This window comes from Stenotrophomonas sp. KH_052 (assembly GCF_057838755.1).
The window spans coordinates 635,205-655,487 of sequence record NZ_CM174475.1; the positions used below are offsets into that span (position 1 = coordinate 635,205).

Annotated in this window: 13 protein-coding genes; all 13 read left to right on the top strand. The window is 68.9% G+C overall.

The genetic code is table 11. The annotated features are described in order from the left end of the window. The first annotated feature begins 77 nt into the window (after nt 1–77). The 13 genes from AC3ITW_RS02815 (at nt 78) to gspD (ending at nt 20,098) form a co-directional block, all read left to right on the top strand. Nucleotides 78–7,256 (top strand): ESPR-type extended signal peptide-containing protein, encoded by a 7,179-nt coding sequence (locus tag AC3ITW_RS02815; protein ID WP_489390051.1) that lies wholly within the window; start codon nt 78–80, stop codon nt 7,254–7,256. Between the two features lie 158 nt (nt 7,257–7,414). Then, nucleotides 7,415–9,268, top strand: a complete 1,854-nt coding sequence (locus tag AC3ITW_RS02820; RefSeq protein ID WP_012510013.1) for a S8 family peptidase — start codon at nt 7,415–7,417, stop codon at nt 9,266–9,268. Between the two features lie 136 nt (nt 9,269–9,404). Continuing rightward, a complete protein-coding gene (gene gspE, locus AC3ITW_RS02825) occupies nt 9,405–11,126 on the top strand; it encodes a type II secretion system ATPase GspE (RefSeq protein WP_100467785.1) in 1,722 nt (573 codons plus the stop codon). 24 nt (nt 11,127–11,150) lie between these two features. Beyond that, complete coding sequence (xpsF, locus tag AC3ITW_RS02830) at nt 11,151–12,371, top strand: type II secretion system protein XpsF (RefSeq protein ID WP_004142828.1); 1,221 nt, start codon at nt 11,151–11,153, stop codon at nt 12,369–12,371. Between the two features lie 49 nt (nt 12,372–12,420). Next, entirely contained in the window at nt 12,421–12,864 is a 444-nt protein-coding gene (gspG, locus tag AC3ITW_RS02835; RefSeq protein WP_004142831.1) for a type II secretion system major pseudopilin GspG, read from the top strand. 6 nt (nt 12,865–12,870) lie between these two features. Further along, nucleotides 12,871–13,365 (top strand): type II secretion system protein XpsH, encoded by a 495-nt coding sequence (xpsH, locus tag AC3ITW_RS02840; protein ID WP_489390052.1) that lies wholly within the window; start codon nt 12,871–12,873, stop codon nt 13,363–13,365. After that, on the top strand, nt 13,362–13,781 hold the full coding sequence (xpsI, locus tag AC3ITW_RS02845; RefSeq protein ID WP_012510015.1) for a type II secretion system protein XpsI: 420 nt from the start codon (nt 13,362–13,364) through the stop codon (nt 13,779–13,781). The genes xpsH and xpsI overlap by 4 nt, the downstream gene beginning before the upstream one ends. Then, the gene (locus tag AC3ITW_RS02850) at nt 13,778–14,410 is read left to right on the top strand and encodes a type II secretion system protein J (protein WP_004142840.1); all 633 of its coding nucleotides are present in this window, start codon (nt 13,778–13,780) and stop codon (nt 14,408–14,410) included. The genes xpsI and AC3ITW_RS02850 overlap by 4 nt, the downstream gene beginning before the upstream one ends. After that, nucleotides 14,407–15,270 (top strand): type II secretion system minor pseudopilin, encoded by an 864-nt coding sequence (locus AC3ITW_RS02855; RefSeq protein ID WP_004142842.1) that lies wholly within the window; start codon nt 14,407–14,409, stop codon nt 15,268–15,270. The genes AC3ITW_RS02850 and AC3ITW_RS02855 overlap by 4 nt, the downstream gene beginning before the upstream one ends. Further along, entirely contained in the window at nt 15,267–16,412 is a 1,146-nt protein-coding gene (locus AC3ITW_RS02860; protein WP_100467786.1) for a PilN domain-containing protein, read from the top strand. Before AC3ITW_RS02855 ends, AC3ITW_RS02860 begins: the two co-directional genes overlap by 4 nt. Then, the gene (gene gspM / locus AC3ITW_RS02865; RefSeq protein WP_004142897.1) at nt 16,387–17,106 is read left to right on the top strand and encodes a type II secretion system protein GspM; all 720 of its coding nucleotides are present in this window, start codon (nt 16,387–16,389) and stop codon (nt 17,104–17,106) included. Before AC3ITW_RS02860 ends, gspM begins: the two co-directional genes overlap by 26 nt. Then, nucleotides 17,096–17,887 (top strand): general secretion pathway protein GspN, encoded by a 792-nt coding sequence (locus AC3ITW_RS02870; RefSeq protein WP_100467787.1) that lies wholly within the window; start codon nt 17,096–17,098, stop codon nt 17,885–17,887. Before gspM ends, AC3ITW_RS02870 begins: the two co-directional genes overlap by 11 nt. A gap of 9 nt (nt 17,888–17,896) precedes the next feature. Then, nucleotides 17,897–20,098: a type II secretion system secretin GspD gene (gene gspD / locus AC3ITW_RS02875; RefSeq protein WP_100467788.1), complete on the top strand. Its 2,202-nt coding sequence runs from the start codon at nt 17,897–17,899 to the stop codon at nt 20,096–20,098. Nucleotides 20,099–20,283 lie beyond the last annotated feature (185 nt).

The following is a 20,283-nucleotide window of genomic DNA, read 5'->3' on the forward strand; positions in this document are numbered from 1 at the left end:
CCCCAGGGGACGTTGGGCCGGAAAGCCCAGCGGTGGCGTTGCTTTGCCCAAAACCAGTCCAATCAGGAGCCGTACCGATGAATCGGATTTATCGCAAGGTCTGGAACAAAGCATTGGGTCAGTTGGTGGTGGCCTCGGAACTGGCCTCCTCCGGCAGCAGCGGCGGGGTCGTCGACCAGCGCCGCGATGCAACGCAGGCTGCGCCCGCACGGTTGGCGATGGCACTGGGCCTGGTATTGGGATTGGGCATGAGCGGTATCGCTGCGGCACAGTCGGTGCAGATCGGCGGCAGCGCCACCTGCGTCGCATTCAGCGGCAAGCTGCTCGAAAAGTGCCTGATCGAAGGCTCGGCTACGGCCAAGGGCAGCAACGCGGTGGCGATCGGCAGCAACAGCAGCGCCAGTGCGGCCAACAGCGTGGCGCTCGGCGCCGGCTCCAAGGCCACCCGCGCAAACACCGTGTCCGTCGGTGACACCGGCAAGGAACGGCAGATCACCAATGTTGCTGCAGGCAGCCAGGCCACCGATGCGGTGAACAAGGCGCAGCTCGATGCGCAGGCGCGTGCAACGCAGGCCGCGCTGGCCGACGTCGCCGCAGACGGCAACCGTTATTTCAAGGCCGACGGCGCAGGCGATGACAGCGACGCGGCGAAGATCGAAGGGCAGGGCGCCGTGGCGGCCGGTGCCGGCGCACAGTCGCTGGCCAATGCGACCACCGCCATCGGTACCCAGGCCATCGCTGCCGGCATCGGCGCGAGTGCGTTCGGCCAAGGCGCACTCGCGCTCGGCGATGCCAGCGTCGTGGTCGGGCAGAGTGCCGCGGCATTCGGTCTCGGCGACACCGCAGTTGGCGCAAGCGCTACCGCATCCAGCGAGAACGGCGCGGCCACCGCACTCGGCGCGCTGTCCGAAGCCACCGCTGATGGTGCGACGGCCGTCGGCGGCGGTGCCGTGGCGATGGGCCCGGGCAGCACCGCACTGGGCCGCGGCGCTACCGCCGCCAACGAAGCGTCGATCGCGGTTGGCGCGTTCAGCACCGCCGTCGGTGAATACAGCACGGCGCTGGGCTCGAACTCCGCTGCGGTGGCTACCGGCAGCGTGGCGCTCGGCGCCGGCTCACTGGCCGATCGTGTCGATACCGTGTCCGTCGGTGCCGCCGAATACGGCCTGACCCGCCAGATCACCAGCGTGGCTGCCGGTACGGAAGATAACGATGCGGTCAACGTCGGCCAGTTGAAGGGCGTTGCCGCCGTGGCCGATGCTACCGCCAAGCGCTTCCAGGCCACCGGCAGCAGTAACAGCGATGCCGGTGCGCTGGCCGAGGGCGACGACGCACTGGCTGCAGGCGAGGCCGCCAATGCCATCGGCAACGGCACCACTGCAGTCGGTGCCGGCGCCACCGCCGTCGCGCAGAACGCCACTGCCGTTGGCAACAACGCGCTGGCCTCGGGCCAGAACAGTGCCGCGTTCGGCAACAACGCGCAGGCCAACGGCCCGGGCAGCGTTGCCGTGGGTGGTGCCGCGGTGGACGCCAACGGCAACCCGCTGATCACCAGCGGCGGCGTACCGGTGGAAACCGGCGCCACCAGCGCCGGCGTCGGTGGCACTGCCGTCGGTGCCAGCGCTGAAGCCAGCGGCTTTGCCGCGTCGTCCTACGGCGTGGGTGCCTATGCTGCCGGCGCACAGGCGTCGGCGTTCGGTGCGGTGGCCAATGCCATCGGCGATTACTCCACGGCATTGGGTACGCAGAGCAATGCCACCGGCACCAGCAGCGTCGCCATCGGCGGCCCGGCTGATCTGATCCCCGGTCTGGGCTTCTTCGTGCAGACCCAGGCCAGTGGCGAAGCCGCGACCGCCGTCGGCGCGGGCGCCATTGCCAGTGGCGATCGCGCGGTGGCCAACGGCAGCCTGAGCGAGGCCTCCGGTGCCGAAGCCACTGCGGTCGGCTACTTCGCCTATGCACCTGGCGAGAACGCCAGTGCCCTCGGCGCTCAGACCTGGGCCAGTGGCGCACAGAGCACTGCGGTGGGTTACTACGCCACCGCACGTGGCGCCAACAGCGTCGCGCTCGGCGCCAACTCCGAAGCGGTGCGCGCCAACAGCGTGGCGGTGGGCAGTGCCGGCAACGAACGGCAGATCACCAGCGTTGCCGCCGGCAGCGAAGCCACCGATGCGGTGAACAAGGCGCAGTTGGATGCGGTGGCCAATACCGCCGACACCACCGCGCGGTTCTTCCAGGCGCAGCCGGAAGCTGGCAGCGATGCCGGCGCGCTGGCCGATGGCGAGGGCGCCATCGCCGCCGGTTCGTCGAGCAATGCGATCGGTGCGGGTGCCATCGCGCATGGTGCGGCTGCATCCGCGATCGGCGATGACAGTGTGGCGGTCGGCCGCAACAGCGCGGCCACCGGCAATGGCGGTGTCGCCATCGGTGGCCTCGGCCAGGCCTACGATGAATTCAACCAGCCGATCATCGGTGCCGACGGCAAGGCACAACAGGTCGGCACCACCGCCGTTGCCGATGCCACCGCAGTCGGCAGCGGTGCGCAGGCCACCGGAGCCACCAGCACTGCCTTCGGCAATGCCGCCAAGGCCAGTGGTGACAACAGCTTCGCCGCCGGCGGCAAGTCACGTGCCACCGGCAGCTATGCGGTTGCAGTCGGCGACAGCGCGTTCGCCAGCAGCGATGACAGCACCGCCGTCGGTGGTTACAGCTGGGCGACCGCCAGTGGCGCAGCAGCATTCGGTTCGGGTGCATGGGCCACCGCCACCAACGCGTCGGCGTTCGGCAACGCGGCGTGGGCCAGCGGCAGCGGCGCAACGTCCATCGGTTACAACAGTTGGGCCAACGGTGCCAGCTCCACCGCCGTCGGTCGCGGGGCCTTCGGCTATGGCGACAACAGCGTGGCGTTGGGCTTCCAGGCGTTGGGCAACAGCATCAACAGCATCGCCATCGGCACCAACACGGTGGCCGGTGGTGAGAGTGCGATCGCGCTCGGTGCCGGCAGCAATGCCAGCGCCAGCAACACGGTCGCGCTGGGCGCTGGTTCGGTCGCCAACCGCGCGCGCACGGTGTCGGTGGGCAGCGCTGGCAACGAACGCCAGGTCACCAACGTCGCCGCCGGCACCCAGGCCACCGATGCGGTGAACAAGGCGCAGCTGGATGCGGTTGCGGCCACGGCCACAACCACCAGTCGCTTCTTCCAGGCCAGCGGCAATGGCGATGACGTAGCCGGTGCGCTCGTGGACGGTGACAACGCACTGGCCGCCGGTGATGCGGCCAATGCCATCGGCAATGGCGCCACTGCGCTGGGCAGCGGCGCCAATGCGTTGGCCAGCAATGCGCAGGCGGTGGGCTTCAATGCCCTGGCCAGCGCGGCCAATGCCAGCGCCGTCGGCGCCAACGCACAGGCCACCGGTGAGTACGCCACCGCGCACGGTGCGGAAAGCGAGGCCAGCGGCGAGCAGAGCGCGGCGTTCGGTGCGGCCAGCATCGCCAGCGGTGCCGGCAGTACCGCTACCGGCGTGCTGTCCGAAGCCTCTGGCGAAGAAGCCGTGGCTGTGGGTTACTTCAGCAATGCCAGCGGTGACGCGGCAACCGCCGTGGGTAGCGAAAGCGTGGCCAGTGGCACGGCGTCAGCGGCCTTCGGTATCGGTGCCGAAGCCAGCGGCGGTTACAGCACCGCCATCGGTGGCTACGCACAGGCCTCGGCGTTCAACGCCACGGCGTTCGGCAACTTCGCCAACGCCTCCGGCTCCAACAGCGTGGCAGTGGGTGGCGACTCGGAAGCGTCCGGCGCCTACAGCACCGCCACCGGCCAGGGCAGCCTGGCCACCGGCACCAACAGTGTCGCCGTTGGCGGCTCGCTGTTCGGTCTGCTGGCCACCGAGGCATCGGGCAACTACTCCACTGCGGTGGGTGGTGGCGCCTGGTCGGGGGGCATCAACAGCACCGCACTGGGCAACGCCGCCGAATCGCGCGGTGCCAACAGCGTGGCGCTGGGTGCGGACTCGATTGCCGACCGCGACAACACCGTGTCGGTGGGCGGCGGCGGCAATACCCGCCAGATCACCAACGTGGCCGATGGCACCCAGGGCAACGACGCGGTCAACAAGAACCAGCTCGATGCGGTGGCCGCTGCGGCGGAAAAGACCAGCAAGCAGTTCCAGGCCAGTGGCAATGCCGATGGCGAAACCGGGGCGCTGGTCGAGGGTGACAACGCGCTGGCCGCGGGTGACGCCGCCAATGCCATCGGCAACGGCGCCACCGCGCTGGGCAGTGGTGCCAATGCGCTCGCGGCCAACGCCACGGCGGTAGGCATCGATGCGCTGGCCACCGGCAACAATGCGGCTGCTCTGGGCAGCACGGCACAGGCCACCGGCGAGAACAGCCTGGCGCTGGGCAGTGGTGCCAGCGCCAGTGAACTGGGCGCCACTGCCACCGGCGCGCGTGCGCAGGCCAGTGGTGCGTACAGCACCGCCAGCGGCGCCGAAGCCAATGCCAGCGGCACCCAGGCATTGGCCAGTGGCTTCCGCAGCGCCGCTTCGGCCGATGGCACCACCGCCGTCGGCGGCTATGCCGAAGCCAGCGGTCGGCTCGGCACGGCACTGGGCTACGGGTCGGCGGCCAGTGGCGCCAACACCACGGCAGTCGGCTTCGGTGCTGCTGCAGCCGGTGCCGGTGCAGTAGCAGTCGGTCAGTCCAGCGAAGCCAGTGGCGAAGAAAGCGTGGCGATCGGCGGCAGCACCTTCTTCGGCCTGATTCCGTCGCGTGCCAGTGGCACCGGTGCGGCCGCATTCGGCGCAGGCGCCTGGGCCACCGAAGACTACGCCACGGCAATCGGCTGGAACTCGTGGGCGGCAGGCAGCAGCGCCACCGCGCTGGGTGCCAATGCCACCGCCAATGGCAGCAACAGCGTCGCGCTCGGCGCCGGTTCCAAGGCCGACCGTGACAACACGGTGGCCGTCGGCAAGGCGGGCGGTGAGCGCCAGGTAACCCATGTCGCAGCAGGCAGCGAAGCCACCGATGCGGTGAACAAGGGCCAGCTGGATGCAGTGGCCAGCGTCGCCGACAAGACCAGCCGCCAGTTCCAGGCCAGCGGCAATGCCGATGGCGAGGCCGGTGCCCTGGTGGACGGTGACAACGCACTGGCTGCCGGTAATGCGGCCAACGCCATCGGCAACGGCGCCACCGCACTGGGCAGCGGTGCCAACGCGATGGCGGCCAATGCCACCGCGGTGGGCTTCGATGCGCTGGCCACCGGCAACAATGCCGCTGCACTGGGTAACACGGCGCAGGCCAGCGGTGTCGACAGCGTCGCCCTCGGCAGTGGCGCCAGTGCCAGTGAGCTGGGTGCCAGCGCCACCGGTGCCGGCGCCCAGGCCAAGGGCGCCTACAGCACCGCCAGCGGTGCGCAGGCCACCGCCAGCGGCACGCAGTCGCAGGCCAATGGTTTCCGCGCCAGCGCGTCGGCCGACGGCGCATCGGCCATCGGTAGCTACGCCGATGCCAGCGGCCGTCTTGGCACCGCAGTCGGTTATGGCAGCAAGGCCACCGGCGCCAACGCGACGGCGGTGGGTGTCAGCGCCAATGCCAGCGCTGCCGGCAGCGTCGCGCTGGGTGCTGGTTCGGTTGCCGACCGTGCCAACACCGTGTCGGTCGGCAGTGCCAGCAGCGATCGCCAGATCACCCGTGTCGCCGCCGGTACCGAGCGTACCGATGCGGTCAACCGTGGCCAGCTGGATGCCGTTGCCGCCACCGCAGACGGCACGGCGCGCTACGTCAAGGCCACCGGCAGCGGAACGGCCAGCGCCAGCGGTACCGACGCCGCAGCCATCGGTTCGGCAGCCAGCGCCAGTGGTGCGCGCAGCAACGCGCTGGGTGCCAATGCGCTGGCCATCGGCAACGGTGCATTGGCCCTGGGTACCAGCGCCGGTGCAACGGGTGCCAACTCGGTCGCGCTCGGCGCGGGTTCGCGAGCGCTCGATGCCAACGTGGTGTCGGTCGGTGGTGGCAACGGCACCGATGGTCCGGCCACGCGCCGCATCGTCAATGTGGCCGATGGGCGCATCGCCGCCGGCAGCACCGATGCGATCACCGGTTCGCAGCTCAACGTCACCAACCAGCGCGTAGGCGCGGTGGAAACCCGCGTCGGTGATTTCGATTCGCGCATCACCACCGTTGAAACCACGGCGGCCAGCGCGGTGGGCTACGACGACGCCAGCCGTGATCGCCTGACCCTGTCCGGCTTCCAGGGCACCACCATCGACAACGTTGGTGCCGGCAGCATTGCGGCAGGCAGCCGCCAGGCGATCAACGGCGGCCAGTTGTTCCAGTCGCTCAGCGATGCCGCCAGCTTCCTCGGCGGTGGTGCCAGTGTCGGCATGCAGGGTGTGTTCGTGGCGCCGAACTATGTGATCCAGGGGGCTACCTACAGCAACGTCGGCGATGCGCTTGGCGCGCTCGACCGCAAGGTCAGCGAGATCGACCGCCGCAGTGCCGGTGGCACGCGTGCCGGTGCGTCCAGCCTGCGCGCGATGAGCGCGTCGCTGGATGACCCTTCGTTGGCCAGCACTGCCGATGCCCCGGTGGCGGCGGATGCGGCAGCGGCCAGCACCGCACGCGTGCAGGGCACGCCGACGGCTGCCGCAGCAGGTGCCGGCATTCCGGTGGGTACGCCGGGAAGCGGCGCCAACTCGGTCACTGTGGGCGATGGCGCCGTGGCCAGCGGGGCTTCCTCGACCGCGATCGGCCAGGGCGCTACCGCCACAGCAACCAACGCCATTGCATTGGGCCAGGGCTCGCTCGCCGACCGTGCCAATACGATCTCGGTGGGCAGCGAGGGCAACGAGCGCCAGGTCACCAACGTGGCGGCCGGTACCACGGCTACCGATGCGGTCAACAAGGGCCAGCTTGATCGTGGCATGGCCACGGCCAACAGCTACACCGACAGCCGCGTCCAGGCCGTCACCGACAGCTTCGATGTGTTCAAGGGCGAGATCGACGGACGCCTGCGCCACATGGATCGCCGCATCGACCGCCAGGGCGCGATGAGCGCTGCAATGCTCAACATGGCCACCAGTGCTGCCGGTATCCGTACCCAGAACCGGGTCGGCGTCGGCATCGGTTTCCAGGGCGGCGAATCGGCGTTGTCGCTGGGCTACCAGCGTGCGATCAGCGATCGCGCCACGGTCACCTTCGGCGGTGCCTTCAGCAGTGACGACAGCTCGGTTGGCGTCGGTGCCGGCTTCGGCTGGTAAGCCATTCCATCGCGCCGGCGGCCACCCACGCCGGCGCAGCACCTGCAGTGAGGGCCTGGGGGGAGGTCACGGCAATCCCGGCTGGGCCGGCCGGGAGTCGTCAAGGAATGATGGCCGCAGTGTTGGTTCGAACCATGACCCAGAAGAGGAATTTCGACGTGATCAAGAAGCAGAACCTTCGCATCAATGTGCTTGCCGCCGCCGTGCTGTCGATGACGGCTGTCGGTGCCGTCCACGCCGCCGGCCTGCCGACCCGTGAGCCGGTGCGCCAGGCCAGCACCGCCCAACCGGGCGCCGAGCGCATCATCGTCAAGTACCGGGCCGGCGCTGCTGCCGCCACCGACCGCTCGGCGAAGCTGTCCAGCGTGCAGTCGGCGCTGACCCGGGCCAGCCTGTCCGGCGGTACCTCACGTGCCAGTACCCTCGGCCCGCAGGTGGTACGCAAGCTCGCTACCGGTGCGGACCTGATCCGCGTGCAGGGCCGCCTGGCCCCGGCCGAACTGCAGCGTGTGCTGAAGGAACTGCAGGCCGACCCGTCGGTGCAGTACGCCGAAGCCGACGTGAAGCTGCGCCGCACCGAGCTGCGTGCCGGCGATGTGCAGCCGGCACTGGTGCCGAACGATCCCTTCTACCAGCAGAACCAGTGGCACCTGCACAATGCGGTCGGCGGCATCAACGCACCGGCGGCATGGGATGTCTCGCAGGGCGAAGGCATCGTGGTGGCGGTGATCGATACCGGCATCCTGCCGCAGCATCCGGACCTGGTTGGCAACCTGTTGGAGGGTTACGACTTCATCAGCGACGCCGAGACCTCGCGGCGCCCGACCAATGATCGTGTGCCAGGCGCGCTTGACCAGGGCGACTGGGTGGAGAACGACAACGAGTGCTACGACGGCTCGCTGGCCGAGGACAGCTCCTGGCACGGCACCCATGTGGCCGGTACCGTCGCCGAGCAGACCAACAATGGCGTCGGCATGGCCGGTGTCGCCTACAAGGCCAAGGTGCTGCCGGTGCGCGTGCTGGGCAAGTGCGGCGGCTACCTGTCCGACATCGCCGACGCGGTGGTCTGGGCATCGGGTGGCACGGTGACCGGCATCCCGGCCAACACCAACCCGGCCGAGATCATCAACATGAGCCTGGGCGGCAGCGGCGCCTGCGGCAGCACCTACCAGGACGCCATCAACGGCGCCATCTCGCGCGGTACCACGGTGGTGGTGGCGGCCGGCAATGAGACCGACAACGCGTCCAAGTACCGTCCGGCCAGCTGCGAAGGCGTGGTGACCGTGGGTGCGACCCGTATCACCGGCGGCATCACCTACTACTCCAACTACGGCACCCGCGTGGATCTGTCCGGCCCGGGCGGCGGTGGCAGCGTCGACGGCAATCCCGGTGGCTACATCTGGCAGACCGGCTCCAATGCGGCGACCACGCCGGATTCGGGTACGCCTGGCTACATGGGCATGGGCGGCACCTCGATGGCCTCGCCGCATGTGGCCGCCGTTGCTGCACTGGTGCAGAGCGCGCTGATCGCCAAGGGCAAGGATCCGCTGACCCCGGCGGCCATGCGCACCCTGCTGAAGGAAACCGCGCGTCCGTTCCCGGTCGCCATCCCGGCGGCCACCCCGATCGGTACCGGCATCCTCGACGCCAAGGCCGCGCTGGCCAAGGCACTGGAAGAGCCGTGCACCGAGAACTGCGGACCGGTGGCCACGCCGCTGACCAACAAGGCGGCCATCGGCGGTCTGTCCGGTGCGGCTGGCAGCAGCAAGCTTTACAGCTTCGAAGCGGCCGCCGGCAAGCAGTTCAGCGTGATCACCTACGGCGGCACCGGCAATGTTTCGGTCTACGTGGCTGAAGGCCGTGAGCCCAGTGCCAGCGACAACGACGCCAAGTCGACCCGTCCGGGCACCTCCGAGACAGTGCGGGTGACCAAGCCGGTGGCGGCCACCTACTACATCAAGGTGGTGGGTGAAGCGGCCTACAACGGGGTGAGCATTCTCGCCACGCAGTAAGCTCGCACTGTCGTAGTTGAATGGCCGAAGCCCGTCATCCCGTGTGACGGGCTTCGTCTTTTTACGAAAGGTGGCGCAGGAGCGGCGGAAATCACGGCTTAACTGCTAAAGTCGAACCGATTGACAGGAGAGTCATGTGAACGCGCTTGCTGCAACCGCCGCCGACACCGCCGAAGGTCGCATCCTGGATGCGCTGCTGGCGCGTGGCCGGCTCAAGGAAGGCGATCTGGCACGGGCGCGGCCGCTGCATGCCGAAGCCGGTGGCAGCCTGCTCGGCCTGCTGGTGCGGCTGGGGCTGGTCTCCGAGCGTGACCAGGCGCAGGCCAGCGCCGAGGTGCTGGGGCTGCCGCTGCTGGAGGGCAAGCAGCTGCCCGAGGCACCGCCGCAGGGGCTGGCCGAGGGCCTGCCGCTGTCGGTGCGCTTCCTCAAGCAGTTCCATGTGTGCCCGTTGGCGCTGGATGAACAGGGCGTGCGGCTGTGGCTGGCCGATGCCCACGATCCCTATCCGCAGCAGGCCGTGCAGCTGGCATTGGGCGTACCAGTGACGCCGGTGCTGGGCATGCGCGCGGAGATCGATGATCTGGTCGAGCGCTGGTTCGGCCAGGGCCGCAGTGCGATGGGCGCGATTGTCGAGACCGCCGACGGTGAGGGTGGGGCGGTGGACGACATCGAACACCTGCGCGACCTCGCCTCGGAAGCGCCGGTGATCCGCCTGGTCAACCTGGTGATCCAGCGCGCGGTGGAGCTGCGTGCCTCGGACATCCATGTCGAACCCTTCGAAAGCCGGTTGAAGGTGCGTTACCGCATCGACGGCGTGCTGGTGGAAGGCGAGAGCCCGCCGGCCAACCTCACCGCTGCGGTGATCAGCCGCATCAAGATCATGGCCCGGCTCAACATCGCCGAGCGCCGCCTGCCGCAGGACGGCCGCATCATGCTGCGCGTGCAGGGCAAGGAACTGGACCTGCGCGTGAGCACGGTGCCGACCGCACACGGCGAAAGCGTGGTGATGCGCCTGCTCGACCGCGAAACCGTGGTCTTCGATTTCCACCGGCTCGGCTTCACCGATGTCTTCCTGCCGCAGTTCCGCAAAGTGCTGGAACAGCCGCACGGCATCCTGCTGGTGACCGGCCCCACCGGTTCGGGCAAGACCACCACGCTGTACACCGCGCTGAGCCAGCTCAATACCGCCGACGTCAAGATCATCACGGTCGAAGACCCGGTCGAGTACCAGATCGAGGGCATCAACCAGATCCAGGCCAAGCCGCAGATCGGGCTGGACTTCGCCAATGCCCTGCGCAGCATCGTGCGCCAGGACCCGGACATCATCATGATCGGCGAAATGCGTGACCTGGAAACCGCGCGCATCGCGATCCAGTCGGCGCTGACCGGCCATCTGGTGCTGTCCACCCTGCATACCAACAACGCAGCCGGCGGCATCACCCGCCTGCTCGACATGGGGGTGGAGGACTATCTGCTCACCTCCACCATCAACGGCATCCTTGCCCAGCGCCTGGTGCGCCGGCTGGAACCGACCCACGCCGAGCGCTATGAAGCCTCGCCGGAAGAAGTCGAACGATTCGAACTGCGCCGGCTGCAGCCGCAGGGGCCGATCCACCTGTACCGCCCGAAGCCCTCGGCGCTGGCACCGACCGGCTACCTGGGCCGCACCACCATCATGGAATTCCTGGTGATGAACGACGCACTGCGGCGTGCGGTGATGCGCCGTGATGGCATGGGCGAGATCGAGCGCATCGCCCGCGAAGCCGGCATGCGCACCATGTACGAGGATGGCCTGTCCAAGGCGCTGGGCGGGCAGACGACCATCGAGGAAGTGCTGCGCGTGACCGAGGAAAGCTGATGCGCGCAGGACGCAGGGGCTGACATGCCGAACTACCGCTACAAGGCGCTCAATACGCACGGCGAGATCTTCGACGGGCAGATGGAAGCGGCCAGCGAGGCCGAGCTGGTCGCGCGCCTGCAGGACCAGGGCCACCTGCCGATGGAGACGCAGCTGGCTGACGGCGGCGCGATCGGCGGCAGCACCTGGCGCAACCTGTTCCGCCAACGCCCGCTGCAGGGCGCGGCACTGCTGCAGTTCACCCAGCAGCTGGCGACCCTGCTCGGTGCCGGCCAGCCATTGGACCGCGCGTTGTCGATCCTGCTCGGCCTGCCGGAAGACGAACGTTCGCGGCGTGCGATCACCGACATCCGCGACGTGGTGCGCGGTGGTGCGCCGCTGTCCACTGCGCTGGAGCGCCAGCATGGGTTGTTCTCGCGCCTGTACGTGAACATGGTGCGTGCCGGCGAGGCGGGTGGCAGCCTGCACGACACCCTGCAGCGGCTGGCCGACTACCTTGAACGCAGTCGTGCACTGCAGGGCAAGGTGATCAACGCGCTGGTCTACCCGGCCATCCTGCTGGTGGTAGTGGGCGGTGCACTGCTGTTCCTGCTCGGCTATGTGGTGCCGCAGTTCGCGCAGATGTACGAGAGCCTGGACGTGGCACTGCCGTGGTTCACCAACGCGGTGCTGCAGCTGGGCCTGTTCGTGCGCGACTGGTGGGTGCTGCTGCTGGTGGTGCCCGCCGTGCTGGCGCTGTTCTTCGAACGCAAGGCGCGGCAACCGGTGTTCCGACTGGCGCTGGATGGCTGGCTGCTGCAGCGGCGCGGCATCGGCCGCCTGCTGGGCGAACTGGAAACCGCACGGCTGGCGCGCACGCTGGGCACGCTGCTGCGCAACGGCGTGCCACTGCTGGGTGCGCTGGGCATCGCCCGCAACGTGCTGGGCAACCGTGCGCTGGCCGCCGATGTCGAGGCCGCTGCCGACGAAGTGAAGAACGGTACCGGCCTGTCGCTGGCGCTGTCGCGCGGCAAGCGGTTCCCGCGGCTGGCCCTGCAGATGATCCAGGTCGGCGAGGAATCCGGCGCACTCGATACCATGCTGCTGAAGGCGGCCGATACCTTCGAACAGGACAGCGCGCGCCGCATCGATCGTCTGCTGGCGGCTATGGTGCCGGCGATCACCCTGGTGCTGGCCTCGGTGGTCGGTGCGGTGATCGTTGCCGTGCTGGTGCCGCTGTATGACCTGACCAATGCCATCGGTTGACGATGGATCCCTACACAACCCCGACACTCCGCAACTGAAAGGACCGACCATGATTGCTTCCCGTCGACCGATCCGCCTTTCCTTCACCGCCGCGCGCAACCAGTCGGGCATGAGCCTGCTGGAAATCATCATCGTCATCGTGCTGATCGGTGCGGTGCTGACCCTGGTCGCCAGCCGCGTGCTGGGCGGCGCCGATCGCGGCAAGGCCAACATCGCCAAGGCGCAGGTGCAGACCGTCGCGTCCAAGGTCGACAACTACCAGATCGATACCGGCAAGCTGCCTGGCTCGCTCAACGATCTGGTGACCGCACCGGCGGGCGTCGGTGGCTGGCTGGGTCCGTATGCCAAGCCGGCTGACCTGAACGATCCGTGGGGCCACGCGCTGGAATACCGTGCGCCGGGCGAAGGCCAGCCGTACGAGCTGATCAGCCTCGGCAAGGATGGCAAAGCCGGCGGCAGCAGCGTCGATGCTGACATCCGCTACCAGCCGTAATCCTGCATGACGTATTTCCTGCCGCGCCGGCTGCCTCGCCCGCGCCTGCACGGCAGGCGCGCAGCGGGCCTGTCGCTGCTGGAAATGCTGCTGGTGATCGCCCTGATCGCAGCAATTGGCCTGATCACTACTGCCGGCCTGTCACGTGGCTTCGCTGGCATGCAACTGCGCAGCGCCGGCAAGGACATCGCCAACCAGCTGCGGGTGGTACGCGCGCAGGCGATCGCCCGCGGCGAACCGCAGCGCTTCGTGATCGAACCGGCGCGACGCCACTGGGAAGGTGCCAATCAACGCCAGGGTGATGTGCCTGAGCAGCTGCAGGTGCAGTTCGAGGGCGCCGCGCAGCTGGCCACCGCGCCAGGGCAGGGCGTGATCGAGTTCCATCCCGATGGTGGTTCCAGCGGTGGCCGCATCCGCCTGCAGCGCGACGGTGCCGAGTGGCGCATCGATGTTGGCTGGATGACCGGCGAAGTGCGCTCCGGCCCATGGCGGGCGCAATGAAGCGGCGTGCGCGTGGCTTCACCCTGCTGGAAGTGATCATCGCCTTCGCCCTGCTCGGGTTGGCGCTGACGCTGCTGCTGGGCAGCCTGTCCGGTGGTGCGAAACAGGTACGCGAGGCCGGGCTGCGCACGCGTGCGGTGCTGCACGCGCAGTCGCTGCTGGCCGAAGCCGGTGTCGCTGCACCGCTGCAGGTCGGCCGCCAGCAGGGCGACTGGGAGCAGGGCCGCTACCACTGGGAACTGCAGGTGCAGCCGTGGGTGGAGCCACGTGCTGGTAGCGTGGTGCAGTCGCAGTCGCCGGGTGCGCCCTGGCTGGCCGAGCTGCAGCTGCAGGTGCGCTGGGGCGACAGCGAGCGCGAACAACTGCGCTGGCGCAGCCTGCGCCTGTTGCCGCCGGATCTGGAGAGCGCGCGATGAAACGGCGCGCCGCGGGTTTCACCCTGATCGAGGTGATGCTGGCCACGGTGCTGCTGGCCGGCGGCCTGGCACTGGCGTTCGCCAGCGTGCGCTCGGCGATGGCGGTCAGCCAGCGCGGCGAGCAGATCGCTGCCGAGAGCGAACGCATGCGCGCGGTACAGGCGCTGCTGCGGCGGCAGCTGGCCGGCGCGCTGCGCACGCCGCTGGAAGTGCCCGACCCCACCCGTGAGCCGATCTTCTTCCAGGGCGAGGAGCAGCGCATGCTGTTCGCCGCCGACCTGCCCGGCTATCTCGGCCGCGGCGGACCGTACCTGCATGCGCTGCAGGTTGACGGCCGCAGTGGCCAGCAGCGCCTGCTGCTGGACCTGGTGCTGCTGCAGGAGGGCGAGCGCATCGCAGAAACGCCGCCGCGTCCACCGGAAGTGCTGGTGGACGGCCTGAAGTCGGTGCAACTGCGCTATCGCGGCATTGACGCCAGCACCGGCCAGGTGACCGACTGGCTGCCGCGCTGGGACGATACGCGGCGCCTGCCGATGCTGGTGGAAGTGCAGATCGTGCCGGCCAAGGGCGCGCCCTGGCCGACGCTGGTGGTCGCACCGCGTGCCGGTGGCAGCGGAGGTGCGCGATGAACCGGCAAGGTGGCGCCGCGCTGGTACTGGTGTTGTGGCTGATCGCGTTGATGACTGCACTGGTCGGGGCATTTGCACTGAGCGCGCGGGTCGAGCACCTGCAGCAGCGGGTGCTGGATGACGACGCGCGCGGCCAGGAGCGTGCACGGGCCGGCCTGGAATACGCGCTGATGCGCCTGTCCGCCGATCCGCAGCGGGCCCCGTGGCGGGCCGATGGCCGTACGTATCGCTGGACGTTCGATGACGCCAGCATCGAGATCAAGGTGCTGGACGAGAACGGCAAGATCAACCTGAATCTGGCCGATGTGGCCCTGCTGACCGCTTTCCTCAAGGCGCTGGGCGAAGACGAAGGAGCCGCACGGCAGCTGGCCGGTGCCATCGTCGACTGGCGCGACGAGGACAGCCTGCTGCAGCCCGGTGGCGGTGCCGAGGCACCCGACTATGCCGCGGCCGGGTTGCCGTATGGCCCGCGCAACAAGCGTTTCGAGACTCTGGGCGAACTGCAGCGGGTGCTTGGCATGCCCGGGCCGTTGTACCAGAAGATGCTGCCGCACCTGACCCTGTACAGCCGCCAGGCACGCCCGGATCCGCAGTTCGCCAGTGCGCCGGTGCTGACCGCATTGGGGCTGGATGCCGACACCGTGCTGGCCCAGCGTGCCCAGCAGGAGCGTGATGCCGATACCGCTGCGGGTGCGACAACGCTTGCCAGCAGCAGTGGCACCTATAGTATCGAGTCCCGTGTCATCGACGGCAGTGGACGCCGGTCGGTGTTGCAGGCAGTGGTTCGCAATGGCTCGGGCGGGGTTCCCGGGCGGTCCTACACAGTGCTTCGCTGGGAGCAGGGAATGACAGCAAGATGACGGCTTGGCAGGACAGTCTGCGGCAGGTTCAGGGCCGGATCGGCCCGGGCGCTGGCCGCTTCCTGCGCTGGTGGCGGCAATCGCTGCTGGCGTGGGTGCCGGCACGTTGGCAGTGGGCGCTGGGTTGGGCACAGGCGCGCCTGCTGCTGCTGCGCGAAGGTGACCAGCTGCAGGTCTGGCGTGAGGCCGGCGAACGCCGCGAAGCGGTGGCGACCTTGCCGTGGCCGTTGTCGCCGGCCGAACTGGACCGCGTTCTGGAGCCGCGCCTGCGCAGCCTGCCGCGGGTGTGGCTGTTGCCGGCCAGTGAAGTGTTGCGTCGCCATCTGCGCCTGCCGGCGGCGGCGGCCGACCGCCTGCGCGCGGTGGTCGGCTTCGAGATCGACCGGCAGACACCGTTTGAATCCAGCCAGGTCAGCTATGACGTGCGTGAACTGGGCAGCGCCGGTGAAGGCCAGTTGCAGGTTGAACTGATCGCCTGGCCGCTGCGCCAGCTGGAGGCATGGCGTGGCAGCGTGGGCGAGTGGGCCGATACGTTGGCCGCCGTCGACGCGATCGATGCGCAGGGCGATCCGCTGCACGTGAATCTGCTGCCGCCCGCGCAGCGCCAGCTGCGACCGGACCCGATGCGGCGCTGGAACCTGCTGCTGGCCCTGGCCGCGCTGGTGATGCTGGTGCTGGCCGCCCTGCAGCTGCTCGATAACCGCCGCGCCGCCGCCGATGAACTGCGTGCCCAGGTTGAACGCAGCGCGCGCAGTGCGCGTGGCGTGGCCAGCGAACGCGCGCAGCTGCAGGCGCTGATCGACGGTGCCGCGTTCCTCGAAAAGCAGCGCAGCCAGCGCGCCGGCACGGTGGAAATCTGGAATGAACTGACCCGGCGCCTGCCGGAGGGCACCTACCTGGAAAAACTGGCCATCGAGAACAACAACCTGCAGCTGATCGGGCTAAGCCGCGAGGCCTCGCAGCTGGTGCAGCTGCTGCAGGATGCGCCGCAGTGGCGCAAGGTCAACCTGACCGGCGTGCTGCAGGCCGACGGTGCCGCCAGTGGCCGTGACCGTTTCACCATGACCGCTGAGCTGCAGCCGGTGGCGGCTGCGGCTGCGAACGGGGAGGCGGCCGATGCCGATGCCAAGCGCGCGCCGTGACCGCTGGCTGGCGCTGGCACTGCTGCTGGCAGTGCTCGGCCTGGCCTATCTGTTGCTGGTGCACCCCTGGTTCACCCAGCCGCTGCGTGAGATCGATGCCGATGTCGCGGCCTTGCGCGAGCGCGAGCAGCGTGTACAGGCGCAGCTTCAGCAGCAGCCGCAGATCGAACAGCGCCTGCGCGCTACCCGCGAAGCGTTGCAGCAGCGGCCGGGCTTCCTGCGCGAAGCCACCGCCGAAGCCGCCGCCGCCGCGCTGGGGGGCAAGCTGCAGGATGCCGTGGCGATGGCCAGCCCGGGCAACCGCAGCTGCACCATCAGCAACCGTACGCCGTTGACGGACAACCGTCGCGATGCCGAGTTCGTGCGCGTTGCCATGCAGGTACGGCTGCGTTGCGGCGTTGCCGAACTGGCCACCGTGCTGCACAGCCTGGAAACCGGCAGCCCGCGCCTGTTCGTCGACAACCTCAACCTGATCGCACAGCGTTTCCAGCAATCGCCGAACGAATCCGGGCTGGGCCTGGATGTGTCCTTCGAACTGGCCGGCTATCTGCTGCCGGGCGCTGCGGCCGAAGGGGCCACGCCAACACCCGCAACCGGGCCGGCCGCCACCCCGCAGCCGCCTGCAGCGGTACCGATGGCTGCACCGGTACCGGATGCGCCGGCCGAGGGACAGGAGGTGGCCGATGAAACTTGAGCAGATCAGCCTGCGCACCGGTTTCCTGCTGGCCTTGGCGGGCTGGGCGGCAGCAGTCTGGCTGGCCACCGGCTTCGGCCTCGGCAGCCAGTTGCCGGGCGCCGATGGCAATGCCGATGCGGCGCCGTCACTGCCCGGCCTGCCGTCGCCTGCCGCCGAACGCATGGCCAGTGCCGACAGCTACAGCGCGATCGGCGAACGCCCGCTGTTCGCCGAGGACCGCAAGCCGAAGCCCTACCTGCTCGGTGGAAGCGAGCCCGCCGCCAGTGCCGCGCTGCGCCTGACCGGCGTGCTGCTGACCGGCGATTTCGGCATGGCCACCTTTACCACCGAACAGAACCGCTCGCTGCGCCTGCGCCTCAATGGGGAGGCCGTTGATGGCTGGCAGCTGGTCGCGCTGGCGCCACGCCAGGCTACCGTGATCGGTCCCGGTGGCAACCAGGTGTTGGAGCTGGCGGTGTTCAACGGTCAGGGCGGTGAACCGCCAACCGTGCTGCGCGGCGCCAACGGTGCGCCGCCGGCGGGTGGAATCATTGTGCCGCCGCCGGCCGGTGCTCCACCGCCACCGCCGGCCGCTGCAGCTACGGCACAGCAGGCGCCAGGTGGCAGTGCAGCACCGGCGGCCACACCGGCGGCCGCAACGCCTCCCGCCAACACCAACGGTCCCAGCGAAGCGCAGATGCAGGCCATCCGCGAACGCATCCAGGCCCGCCGCCGCCAGCTGCAGCAACAGCAGCAGCAACAACCGTCGCCGCCCCCGGGCGATGGCACCAACCGATAGAGTGAATGCATGAACCTGCGTTTCCTTCCCTGGTCCTTTGCCCTCGCGCTGCTGGTTGGCTGCAGCACGGTGTCCGCGCCGCACGTGCAGCGCAAAGGCAACCTGACGTCCACGACCGATGCCGGCCAGGCGGCGGAAGTGGCTGCCGATGCCGCCCGTGACAGCCAGGGCGCGCCCCAGGCGGTCATCCGCCGCGGCACCGGCACCATGATCAACCGCGAAGCCGCGCGCGCGCCGGCGCCGGCACTGCACGGCGCCAGTACCGGCGAGGCGACCTTCAACTTCGAGGGGGAATCGGTGCACGCGGTGGTCAAGGCCATCCTCGGTGACATGCTCGGGCAGAACTACGTGATCGCACCGGGAGTGCAGGGCACGGTCACCCTGGCCACGCCGAAACCGGTGTCGCCGGCGCAGGCGCTGAACCTGCTGGAGATGGTGCTGGGCTGGAACAACGCACGCATGGTGTACAGCGGTGGTCGCTACAACATCGTGGCTGCCGACCAGGCATTGGCCGGCACTGTCGCGCCGAGTACGGCCCCGGCGGCCAGCGCACGCGGTTTCGAGGTGCGGGTGATCCCGCTGCAGTTCATCTCCGCCACTGAAATGAAGAAGGTGCTGGAGCCGTACGCGCGCCCCAACGCCATCGTCAACGTCGACAGCGGCCGCAACGTGATCACCCTCGGTGGTACCCGCGCCGAGCTGGAAAACTACATGCGCACCGTCGAGATCTTCGACGTCGACTGGTTGTCGGGCATGTCGGTGGGCGTGTTCCCGATCCAGTCGGGCAAGGCCGAGCAGGTTGCAGCCGATCTGGAGAAGGTGTTCGGTGAGGAGAGCAAGACCCCCAGCGCCGGCATGTTCCGCTTCCTGCCGCTGGAGAACGCCAACGCGGTGCTGGTGATCACCCCGCAGGTGCGTTACCTGGACCAGATCCAGCAATGGCTGGACCGCATCGATACCGCCGGCGGCAGCGCCCGCCTGTTCTCCTACGAACTGCGCTACATCAAGGCACGCGACCTCGCCGAACGCCTCAGCGAAGCCTTCGCCAGCAGCGGCAACCGCGGCGGCTCCAGCCCCGGCTCATTGGCGCCCGGTGCGATTCCGTCGCAGCTGGGCAGCGATGGCGACCGCGGCATGGACAGCAACAACAGCAGCAACTTCGGTTCAACGTCGGGCGGCAGCTCCAGCGGCGGCGGTAGTGGCAGCATGAACCTGCCGCAGCGCCAGTCCGGCAACGTCAGCGTCAGCCTTGAAGTGGAAGGCGACCGTGTCGGCGTATCGGCGGTCGAGGAAACCAACACCCTGCTGGTCCGTTCGACCCCGCAGGCCTGGCGCTCGATCCGCGAAGTGATCGAGAAGCTGGACGTGATGCCGCTGCAGGTGCACATCGAGGCGCAGGTGGCTGAGGTCGCCCTGGAGGGTGACCTGAAGTACGGCGTGAATTGGTTCTTCGACAACGCGGTGGCCGGGCGCGCGCTGACCGGCGCATTGGCCGGCGTGACCCTGCCGGCCGCCGCCGGCGGCTCCTGGAGCAGCTTTGCCGGTGCCGCGACCGGTGGCGAAGGCCTTGGCTGGGCATTCACCGGCCACAATGGCGCGGCGGTGGTGAGCGCGCTGGACAAGGTCACCGATGTGCGCCTGCTGCAGACCCCCTCGGTGTTCGTGCGCAACAACGCCGAGGCCACGCTCAACGTGGGTGACAAGGTGCCGATCAATACCACCACGGTGAACACCGGTATCGGCACCAGCAGCTACAGCTCGGTACAGTACATCGACACCGGCGTGATCCTGAAGGTACGCCCGCGCGTCACCCGCGACGGCACGGTATTCCTCGACATCGTGCAGGAAGTGAGCAGCGCCTCGAACGTGCCGGAGAACTGCAACCCGCAGGAGCGCAACTGCAACCCGCGGATTTCCACCAAGAAGCTGTCGACCGAAGCGGCGGTGCAGAGCGGCGACACCATCATGCTGGCCGGCCTGATCACCGACACGGGCACCGATGGCAGCAGCGGCATCCCCGGCCTGAGCCGGATTCCGGTGGTGGGCGCACTGTTCGGGCAGAAGAGCCGCACCAGCCGCCGTTCGGAAGTGATCGTGCTGCTGACGCCGAGCATTGTCCGCAACAGCCAGGAAGCGCGCAACCTGACCGACGAGTACAGCCAGCGTTTCCGCGCGATGGAACCGCTGAACCAGCCGCGCGCAAAGAAGTAAGGGGTTGACGGCCGGGCTGCGCCCGGCACCCGCAGAAGCCGGAGCTGGAGCAACAGCAACAGCAACAGCAACAGCAACAGCGGGTTTCTGGGGGATGGCGGGGCGGTGTGGGTTGTCAGGACACGCCGTAAACCCTTCCATGGGGGCTCGATGGCGCCATCCATGGCGCCAACGGTCCTGCCAAC

What these genes read in the sequence shown, in the direction of transcription:
- AC3ITW_RS02815 (WP_489390051.1), top strand. Translation starts at nt 78, where the DNA reads ATGAATCGGATTTATCGCAAGGTCTGGAACAAAGCATTGGGTCAGTTG.
- xpsF (WP_004142828.1), top strand. Translation starts at nt 11,151, where the DNA reads ATGCCGAACTACCGCTACAAGGCGCTCAATACGCACGGCGAGATCTTC.
- gspG (WP_004142831.1), top strand. Translation starts at nt 12,421, where the DNA reads ATGATTGCTTCCCGTCGACCGATCCGCCTTTCCTTCACCGCCGCGCGC.
- xpsH (WP_489390052.1), top strand. Translation starts at nt 12,871, where the DNA reads ATGACGTATTTCCTGCCGCGCCGGCTGCCTCGCCCGCGCCTGCACGGC.
- xpsI (WP_012510015.1), top strand. Translation starts at nt 13,362, where the DNA reads ATGAAGCGGCGTGCGCGTGGCTTCACCCTGCTGGAAGTGATCATCGCC.
- AC3ITW_RS02850 (WP_004142840.1), top strand. Translation starts at nt 13,778, where the DNA reads ATGAAACGGCGCGCCGCGGGTTTCACCCTGATCGAGGTGATGCTGGCC.
- AC3ITW_RS02855 (WP_004142842.1), top strand. Translation starts at nt 14,407, where the DNA reads ATGAACCGGCAAGGTGGCGCCGCGCTGGTACTGGTGTTGTGGCTGATC.
- AC3ITW_RS02860 (WP_100467786.1), top strand. Translation starts at nt 15,267, where the DNA reads ATGACGGCTTGGCAGGACAGTCTGCGGCAGGTTCAGGGCCGGATCGGC.
- gspM (WP_004142897.1), top strand. Translation starts at nt 16,387, where the DNA reads ATGCCGATGCCAAGCGCGCGCCGTGACCGCTGGCTGGCGCTGGCACTG.
- AC3ITW_RS02870 (WP_100467787.1), top strand. Translation starts at nt 17,096, where the DNA reads ATGAAACTTGAGCAGATCAGCCTGCGCACCGGTTTCCTGCTGGCCTTG.
- gspD (WP_100467788.1), top strand. Translation starts at nt 17,897, where the DNA reads ATGAACCTGCGTTTCCTTCCCTGGTCCTTTGCCCTCGCGCTGCTGGTT.